Origin of the sequence: Flavobacterium xanthum, assembly GCF_900142695.1 — a bacterium.
Lineage (GTDB): Bacteria > Bacteroidota > Bacteroidia > Flavobacteriales > Flavobacteriaceae > Flavobacterium > Flavobacterium xanthum.
The window spans coordinates 1-1,096 of record NZ_FRBU01000100.1 but is presented as its reverse complement, the minus strand read 5'-3'; the positions used below and the strand labels follow the sequence as shown (position 1 = coordinate 1,096).

The 1,096-nt window shown below is 31.8% G+C and carries 1 protein-coding gene; it reads right to left on the bottom strand.

The genetic code is table 11. The features are described from left to right. Positions 1-45: 45 nt before the first annotated feature. Entirely contained in the window at positions 46-936 is an 891-nt protein-coding gene (locus BUC11_RS16555; protein ID WP_073355803.1) for a type I restriction endonuclease subunit R, EcoR124 family, read from the bottom strand. Positions 937-1,096 lie beyond the last annotated feature (160 nt).

The window sequence follows — 1,096 nt, the reverse complement described above, 5'->3', positions numbered from 1 at the left end:
TCTTCTTGTTCTTGACATAATTCTGCTAATTTAAGGTTTTTAATCCTATCTTAAATTCACACAAAAAGTTGTACGTTTTTTGGGGAGCAGCATAGCTTTTGCTCTGTTTTTATCAACGGTAGATTTTAATTCATCAAAACGACCATATTCGTTAATATTATTATTTGTTAAGCCTAAAGTCATTAAGGATCTGAGTTTTGATTCATCTAAACCTAATACTTTAATTATGCTATTAATTTGTTCGTTTTTGGCATTGAATTGATATTCTGTAATGTACTCTCGAAAGGTTTTATCACTTTTTATACTTACTTCGCCACGTTGTACATCACGTAAAAATATACCCGCATATTTTTGTTGTTCTTGGGTCAATGAGGAGAATGAACGATGTAATTCATCTAATGTTTTTTGAACTTCTTCTTTATCGGTTTGGTTAAGAAGGATTTTAAGGTATTTTTCAAAACGTGAATTCATGTAATCGGCATCAATTTTATCGGTATCGATTTCCGTTAAATGACCTTGAATTTCAAAGGGTGCATTATTTGTTCCTGTGCCGCCACCTCCGCCGCCTCCGCTAAATAATTCTTTATAACGTAGTGCTAATATTAAATAGGTGGTTTCGTCAAAACTCATTTCTATTATTTTCTTAGTACTTCCTTTTCCAAATGTGAATGTGGATTTATTCCACTTAAATCCCTGAATTTTAGCTGCTTCTAGAAAAAGGTTTAATTCATTAAAAAGTTTAGCAAATTGACCTCGTTCTGGAATGCCATCGGGTGCTTTTTCGAAATTTTCAATCCCTGCATTTGTAAATAATAATGATATATTATAAAAAACGGCATTTAAGTTATTTAAATTTTGGTCTAATTTTTCAACAAATAGTGCTACAGGTTTATCTCCCGAATATAGTTTTATTGCTTTTATAATATGCTGTTCCATCGTATGTGGATAACGATAATAGCGTATCGTACCAAAAGGTTTGTCTGGACCGAATAGACGATTTGTATGCTGCTCCCCAAAAAACGTACAACTTTTTGTGTGAATTTAAGATAGGATTAAAAACCTTAAATTAGCAGAATTATGTCAAGAACAAGAAGAG